Here is a 7,135-nt window from a genome sequence, read left to right on the forward strand (position 1 = left end):
GCCGCCGGCGTGCTCGGCCACCCGGCTGCGGGTGTGGCCTGGCTCGCGAACAAGCTGCACCAGCACGGCGCACGGCTCGAGGTCGGCGAGATCATCCTGGCGGGATCCTTCACCCGGCCCGTGTGGGCCGGGCGAGGCGACACCGTGAGCTGCGACTACGGACCGATGGGAGTCATCACATGCCACTTCGTCTGACACCGACGTTCCGCCAGCAGCTCGGCGCTGCTTCGCGTCCCCTCACCGGGATGTGGGTGTGCTCGGGGTCGCCCGTCGTGGCGGAGATCTGCGCCGGGTCAGGGCTGGACTGGCTGCTCATCGACATGGAGCACTCGCCCAACTCGCTCGCGTCGGTGCTCGCTCAGCTGCAGGCCGTGGCCGCATATCCGATCACACCGGTCGTGCGCGTGCCGATCGGCGACCCCGTGACGATCAAGCAGGTGCTCGACCTCGGCGCGCAGAACCTTCTCGTGCCGATGGTGTCGAGCGCGGACGAGGCGCGGGCGGTCGTCGCCGCCGTCCGATACCCGCCCCGCGGAATGCGCGGGGTCGGGTCGGCGCTGGCCCGCTCCGCACGGTGGAACCGCGTGGACGACTATCTGAGCGACGCCGATGATCATGTGTCGCTCCTCGTCCAGGTCGAGACGGCGGCGGGAGTCGAAGCGGCCGCCGACATCGCCGGCGTGGATGGGGTCGACGGCGTCTTCGTCGGGCCGGCCGACCTGGCTGCCTCGATGGGTCTTCTGGGACAGCAGTCGCATCCCGACGTCTCGGCGGCAGTCCGGCGCACCTTCGAGACGGTGCGCGCGGCCGGCAAGCCCGTCGGCGTCAACGCGTTCGACCCCGCCGTGGCCGAGCGCTACCTCGACGCGGGCGCTTCCTTCGTGGCGGTCGACGCCGACGTCGCGCTCCTCGCGCGCGGCTCGGAAGCCCTCAGCGCACGGTGGGCGCGACGTGAGCACGATGCCCCGCGTTCCGCGTACTGACCTCGCAAGATGAGAGTTCGATGAGAGCTCACCGTCTGTGCGTGCGATTTCTTTCAGGTCGCCCGTAGGTTTCTCCTACCGAACGCTCAGGTTCGGCACACGGAGGCCCCCATGGTTCATTCGCTGTCTCTCCCGCGCTTGATGCAGATGCTCGCCGTCGTGGGGGTGACGGTGCTTCTTCTGGTCATGCTCGCGCCACCCGCGCGGGCAGCGACCGCCGGAGACTTCACGGCGACGCCCGTGTCGCCGGAGGGACCCCCCGAGTCCGGCGCCCGCTCGGCGACCGGAAAGCTCGCCGAGAGCGACCCCGACGTACTCGCACGCACCGACGCGCGCCGCACGACGGTCATGGTGAAGGTCGACGTCGACCCGGTCGCCGCCTACGCCGGCGGTGTCGAAGGCTTGGCAGCGACCAGCCCCGCCGCCACCGGACGCGACCTGGCGGACACCGATGTGGCCGCCTACACGGGGTACGTCGAAGAACGACTGGATGCCGCGTTCGCCGATATCCAGGCGGCGGTCCCTGGCGCCGAGCTGTTGTCGCGGTACGTGACCGTGTACGGCGGCCTGTCGATCACGCTTCCCGCCAACCGGGCGAAGGACGTCGCCGGCCTGGCGGGCGTGGCCGCGGTCCAGGAGAACGCCCTGCACACGCGCACGGCTGCGGCACCGGAGGAGACCCCCGCACCGGAGGAGACCCCGGCACCCGAGGAGACCCCGGCACCCGAAGAGACCCCCGCACCGGAAGAGACCCCGGCACCGGAAGAGACCCCCGCACCGGAAGAGACCCCCGCACCCGAAGAGACCCCGGCACCCGAGGAGACCCCGGGGCCGATCACCTACGACACCAACGGCATCGACAACGACGGATCGACGTTCGTCGGCGCCGACGACGTGTGGCCGAGCCTCGGTGGCCGCGACCAGGCAGGGGTGGGCGTCATCGTCGGTGTGATCGACACGGGCATCTGGCCCGAGCACCCGATGCTCGTAGACAACGGCATCCCCACACCCGAGGGCGGACCGTGGGCCTGTCAGTTCGGCGGCGGCGCCGAGGGCGCGGGCGACGACTTCGCCTGCAACGACAAGCTGATCGGCGCCTACGCGTTCCTCGACTCCTACCAGCGGGTGGCCGAAGAGCCGGCCGGCGCGGTGGACTTCTGCGCCGAGGACGTCTGCTCGGCCCGCGACTCCGACGGCCACGGCACCCACACCGCCACGACCGCGGCGGGCAGCGCCGTTGACAGCTCGCCCGTGCTCGGCGTCGACCACGGACCCATCAGCGGCATCGCTCCCGGAGCCTCGGTCATCGCCTACCGCGCCCTCGGGCCGGACGGTGGATACACCGCCGACCTCGTCGCCGCCGTGCAGCAGACCGTGCTCGACGGGGTGGACGTCATCAACTACTCCATCAGCGGCTCGGCGAGCGTCTACACCGACGCGGTGGGGCTCGCCTTCCTCGACGCATACGCAGCGGGCATCGCGGTGCACGCCTCCGCCGGCAACTCCGGCCCCGGCGCCTCCACCGCCAACCACGCCGGCCCGTGGGTGACCACCGTCGCCGCTTCGACCCTCGACCGGGCGTTCACCACGACCCTCGAGCTGTCCTCCTCCGACGGCGGCACGCTCTCCAAGAGCGGCGCCACCGTCACGCAGGGTGTGACCGACGCTCCCGTCGTCCGTGCTGACGCCGTGCCCGGTTACACCGGCGGCATCCGCTGCGAGCAGCCGTTCGCCGACGGCAGTCTCGCCGGCACCGTGGTCGTGTGCGAGCGCGGCGGCAACGGCCGCGTCGCGAAGGGCTACAACGCGTTCCTCGGCGACGCGGCGGGCATGATCCTCTACAACCCCACGACGCAGGAGACCAACACCGACAACCACTTCCTGCCGACGATCCACCTCGAGGGTCCGAACGACGAGATCCTCGCCTTCCTGACCCGCCCCGGCGTCACCGCCTCGTGGGGTGCCGGTCAGGCGAGCGTTGCTCCCGGCGACGTGATGGCCAGCTTCAGCTCGCGTGGGCCGATCGGCGAGTTCCTCAAGCCGGACGTCACCGGCCCCGGCATCCAGATCCTCGCCGGTCACACGCCCGCACCCAGCAGCCCCGACTCCGGACCCGCCGGCCAGTACTACCAGGCCATCGCGGGCACTTCGATGTCGTCCCCGCACGCGGCGGGCGTCGCGGCCCTGATCATCGCCGCCCGGCCGGACTTCACCCCCGGGCAGGTCAAGTCGGCGCTGATGACCTCCTCCCTGCAGGACATCGTCAACGCCGACGGCTCGCCCGCGGGTGTCTTCGACCGCGGTGCCGGCAGCATCCGCGCCGACCGCGCCGTCGCCCCGATGCTCACCATCTCCGAGACGGCCGAGCGCTTCACGGCGAGCGCCGCGGATCCCAAGGGCCGCGTCGACCTCAACATCCCCAGCATCTACGTCGACCCGATGCCGGGCGCCATCGAGACCAAGCGCACCGTCACCAACGTCACCGACAAGCCGCAGACGTTCCGTGTCAGCGACGAGGCGACGGGCGGGCTGAGGGTCACGGTGTTCCCGACGCGGTTCACAATCGCCCCGGGATCGTCGAAGAAGCTGTCGGTCATCATCGACGGACTCGAGTCTGCCGAGGGGTGGCAGCAGGGCGAGATCACCCTGACGCCCACCCGCGGCGGCACCGATGTCGTCATCCCGCTGGCGGCGAACGTGCGCGAGGCCGAGGTGTCGCTCGGGCAGTCGTGTGAGCCGGAGTCGATCCGCCGCGGCGCGAGCACGACGTGCACCGTGACGGCGACGAACTTCCTGCCGGTCGAGGTGCCCGCGTCGATCACAGTGGCCGCGCACCCGTTCCTGAACGTCCGGGGCGTCACGGCCCCCGCGAAGCGCCAGTTCCTCGGCGCGAAGTGGGACGGCGCGCTCAGCCCGGCGATCGCGCCGACGATCGAGGCGGTGGCACCGGATGCCGGCACGCACCCGGCCGGCGGTTACTTGCCGCTTGCGGATTTCGGCATCGCGCCGGTGAGCCCGCTCGACGACGAGGCGTTCCTGAACGTGACGGTTCCGGCCTTCCAGTACGGCGGCGAGGTGTACGACAGCGTCGGCATCATCTCCAACGGCTACGTCGTCGTCGGCGGCGCCACGATGGCGGATGTGTCGTACCAGTCCACCGGCATCCCGAACCCCGCCTCGCCCAACAACGTCCTGGCTCCGTTGTGGACCGACCTCAACCCGGAGGCCGGGGGCGCCGTGCGCGTGGGCGTGCTCAACGACGGCGTCACCGATTTCCTCGTGGTCGAGTGGGAGGACGTGCCGACGTTCAACGGCAACGCCACCAACACGTTCCAGGTCTGGATCGCGTTGGGTGGAACCGAGGCGACGTGGTTCACGTACGGCGACGCGGCGGTTCCGGATGCCGGCGCGGCGACGGTGACCGGTGCGGAGAACCGCGACGGCACCAGCGGGGTCACGGTGGACCCGCCCGCGGCCGGCGACGTGCTCGCCATCACCACCGCCCCGCCCACGGCGGGCGGCACTGTAACGTTCGACTACACCGCCACGGGGGTGCTGCGCGGGTCGTGGGACATCTGGACCACGCTCACCAGCCCGCAGCTGCGGGCCATCCCCGCCGAGCAGACGACGATCACGGTGCGCTGACCGCTCGGGGCCGCTAGCCGCTGAGACCGCATCTGGCGGCCGAGACCGTGGGTGACAACCACTGTCTCGGCCGCCAGTTGTCGTCTCACCGCTCGGCCGGACGGCCGGGCGGGCCGGACGGGGACGTGAGCCGGCGCCCGTGACACAGTGGGAGGCATGAGGACCTGGGTCGTGCGCTTCGTCGCACTGTACGTGTTCGACGTCGTCGTGCTGCTCGCCATCGGTGCGCTGGTCCCCGGTGTGCGGGTGGGGTGGTCGGCGCTGTGGGCCGGGGCGGTGCTGACGGCGGCGACGATCTGGCTGAAACCCGTGATCCACCGCTGGTTCCAGTCGATGGCCGGACGCTCCGCTGCGAAGCGCAGCTGGCTCGCCGAGAAGCTCGTGCAGTACCTGCTGGTGCTCGCGGTCGCCGCGATCATCTGGGTGCTGCTGGTCGCCTTCACCGGTGTGAACGTGCGCGGATTCGTCTTCGGCTGGTTCGTGCCGCCGATGTTCCTGCTCATCGCGTGGGCGGTCTACGACCTCATCGACGACCGGCTGGAGGCCCGCGCCGGCGCGCTCTACGACCGCGCGACGGGCGGTTCGGGCCGGGTCGGCGGGCCGCCCGCCGCGGCATCCCCCGCATCTCCCCCTCCCGCCGCGCCCGCGCGCGAGAACCGGGACGACGGCCTCACCGCCGAGCAGCGCCGCATGTTCGACGACCTCGGCAACGGCTGAACGCCGCGAGCCACCGCTGAGACCGCATCTGGCGGCCGAGACCGTGGGTGACAACCACTGTCTCGGCCGCCAGTTGTCGTCTCACCGGTAGGGCAGGGTCCGGCGGGCCGTGCAGTCGAACGGACGCGGGGCGCGACGGACCCGCGCGCGCGGTCAGGCGGTGCCGGCGGCGACGCGCTCGGCGGCCTCGACCACGTTCGTCATCAGCAGCGCCACGGTCATCGGGCCCACTCCGCCGGGGTTCGGCGACAGGTACCCGGCGACCTCCGCCACGTCGGGGGCGACGTCACCGAAGACGCGGCTCTTGCCGGTCTCGGGGTCGAGCTCGCGCGTGACGCCGACATCGAGCACGGCGGCGCCGGGGCGCACATCCTCGGCCCGCACGATGTGCTTCACGCCCGCCGCGGCGACGACGACATCGGCCTCGCGCAGGTGACGGCCGAGGTCGACCGTTCCGGTGTGGGTCAGCGTCACCGTCGCGTTGTACTCGCGGCGGGTCAGCAGCAGCCCGATCGACCGGCCGATGGTCACCCCGCGGCCGACGACGACGACGTGCTTGCCCGCCAGGTCGTAGCCGTTGCGGGTGAGCAGCTCGATGACGCCGCGGGGGGTGCACGGAAGCGGCGTCGTGATGGGCGTGTTGACGTTGAGCACCAGCCGGCCGAGGTTGGTCGGGTGCAGCCCGTCGGCATCCTTCGCCGGGTCGATCCGCTCCAGGATCGCGTCGGTGTCCAGGTGCTTGGGCAGCGGCAGCTGCACGATGTAGCCGTGGCACGTCGGGTCCGCGTTGAGCTCGTCGATCAGCTCCTCGACCTGCTGCTGGGTGGCGTCGGCGGGGAGCTCACGCTGGATCGAGTTCATCCCGATCGCCTCGGACTGCTTGTGCTTCATGCCGACGTACAGCTGGGATGCCGGATCGGCCCCCACCAGCACCGTCGCGATGCCCGGGACGATGCCCTTCTCCGCCAGCGCCGCCACCCGCGTGCGCAGCTCGTCCTTGATCGCCGCTGCCGTCGCGACGCCGTCGAGCCGGACCGCGGTCACTGCTGCAGACCGGGGTACAGCGGGAAGGCGGCCGTCAGCGCCGCCACGCGCACGCGCAGCGCCTCGAGGTCGGCGCCGGGCAGCAGCGCCTGGGCGATGATGTCGGCGACCTCGGTGAACTCGGCGTCGCCGAAACCGCGGGTCGCGAGCGCCGGCGTGCCGATGCGCAGGCCCGAGGTGACCATCGGCGGCCGGGGGTCGTTGGGGACGGCGTTGCGGTTCACGGTGATGTGGATCTCGTGCAGCAGATCCTCGGCCTGCTTGCCGTCGATCGCCGCATCGCGCAGGTCCACCAGCACCAGGTGCACGTCGGTGCCGCCCGAGCGCACGGCGATGCCGGCATCCTTGACGTCCTGCTGCGTGAGGCGATCGGCGAGGATCGCCGCCCCCCGCAGCACGCGCTCCTGCCGCTCGGCGAACTCCGGGGTCGCCGCGAGCTTGAACGCCGTCGCCTTGGCGGCGATGACGTGCATGAGCGGCCCGCCCTGCTGGCCGGGGAAGACGGCGGAGTTGATCTTCTTGGCGATGTCGGGGTCGTTGCTGAGGATGAATCCCGAGCGGGGACCGCCGATGGTCTTGTGCACCGTCGACGACACCACGTGCGCGTGGGGCACCGGGTTCGGGTGGAGGCCCGCAGCGACGAGGCCCGCGAAGTGCGCCATGTCGACCCAGAGGAGCGCGCCGACCTCGTCCGCGATGGCCCGGAAGGCGGCGAAATCCAGCTGACGGGGGTACGCCGACCAGCC

4 protein-coding genes and 2 pseudogenes are annotated in these 7,135 nt (G+C 71.5%); 4 read left to right on the top strand and 2 right to left on the bottom strand.

Going from position 1 to position 7,135, the window contains the following annotated elements; all coding sequences use genetic code 11:
- The 4 genes and pseudogenes from NQ160_RS15235 to NQ160_RS15250 all read left to right on the top strand — a co-directional run.
- Positions 1-195, top strand: a pseudogene (locus NQ160_RS15235) (2-oxo-hepta-3-ene-1,7-dioate hydratase); the annotation flags it as partial.
- The gene (locus NQ160_RS15240) at positions 180-983 is read left to right on the top strand and encodes an HpcH/HpaI aldolase family protein (protein ID WP_257516033.1); all 804 of its coding nucleotides are present in this window, start codon (positions 180-182) and stop codon (positions 981-983) included. The pseudogene NQ160_RS15235 and the gene NQ160_RS15240, both read left to right, overlap by 16 nt.
- A 111-nt stretch (positions 984-1,094) precedes the next feature.
- Positions 1,095-4,628, top strand: coding sequence for a S8 family serine peptidase (locus NQ160_RS15245; RefSeq protein ID WP_257516034.1), 3,534 nt, complete (start codon positions 1,095-1,097; stop codon positions 4,626-4,628).
- A 156-nt stretch (positions 4,629-4,784) separates the two neighbouring features.
- The gene (locus NQ160_RS15250) at positions 4,785-5,345 is read left to right on the top strand and encodes a hypothetical protein (RefSeq protein WP_257516035.1); all 561 of its coding nucleotides are present in this window, start codon (positions 4,785-4,787) and stop codon (positions 5,343-5,345) included.
- Positions 5,346-5,498: 153 nt separating this feature from the next.
- Here the strand turns inward: NQ160_RS15250 and NQ160_RS15255 are convergent, their stop codons facing one another.
- Both NQ160_RS15255 and NQ160_RS15260 read right to left on the bottom strand, forming a co-directional pair.
- Positions 5,499-6,389, bottom strand: a complete 891-nt coding sequence (locus tag NQ160_RS15255; protein ID WP_257516036.1) for a bifunctional methylenetetrahydrofolate dehydrogenase/methenyltetrahydrofolate cyclohydrolase — start codon at positions 6,387-6,389, stop codon at positions 5,499-5,501.
- Positions 6,386-7,135 (bottom strand): annotated as a pseudogene (locus tag NQ160_RS15260) (serine hydroxymethyltransferase); the annotation flags it as partial. The pseudogene NQ160_RS15260 and the gene NQ160_RS15255, both read right to left, overlap by 4 nt.

It is taken from the genome of Microbacterium sp. zg.Y909 (assembly GCF_024626565.1).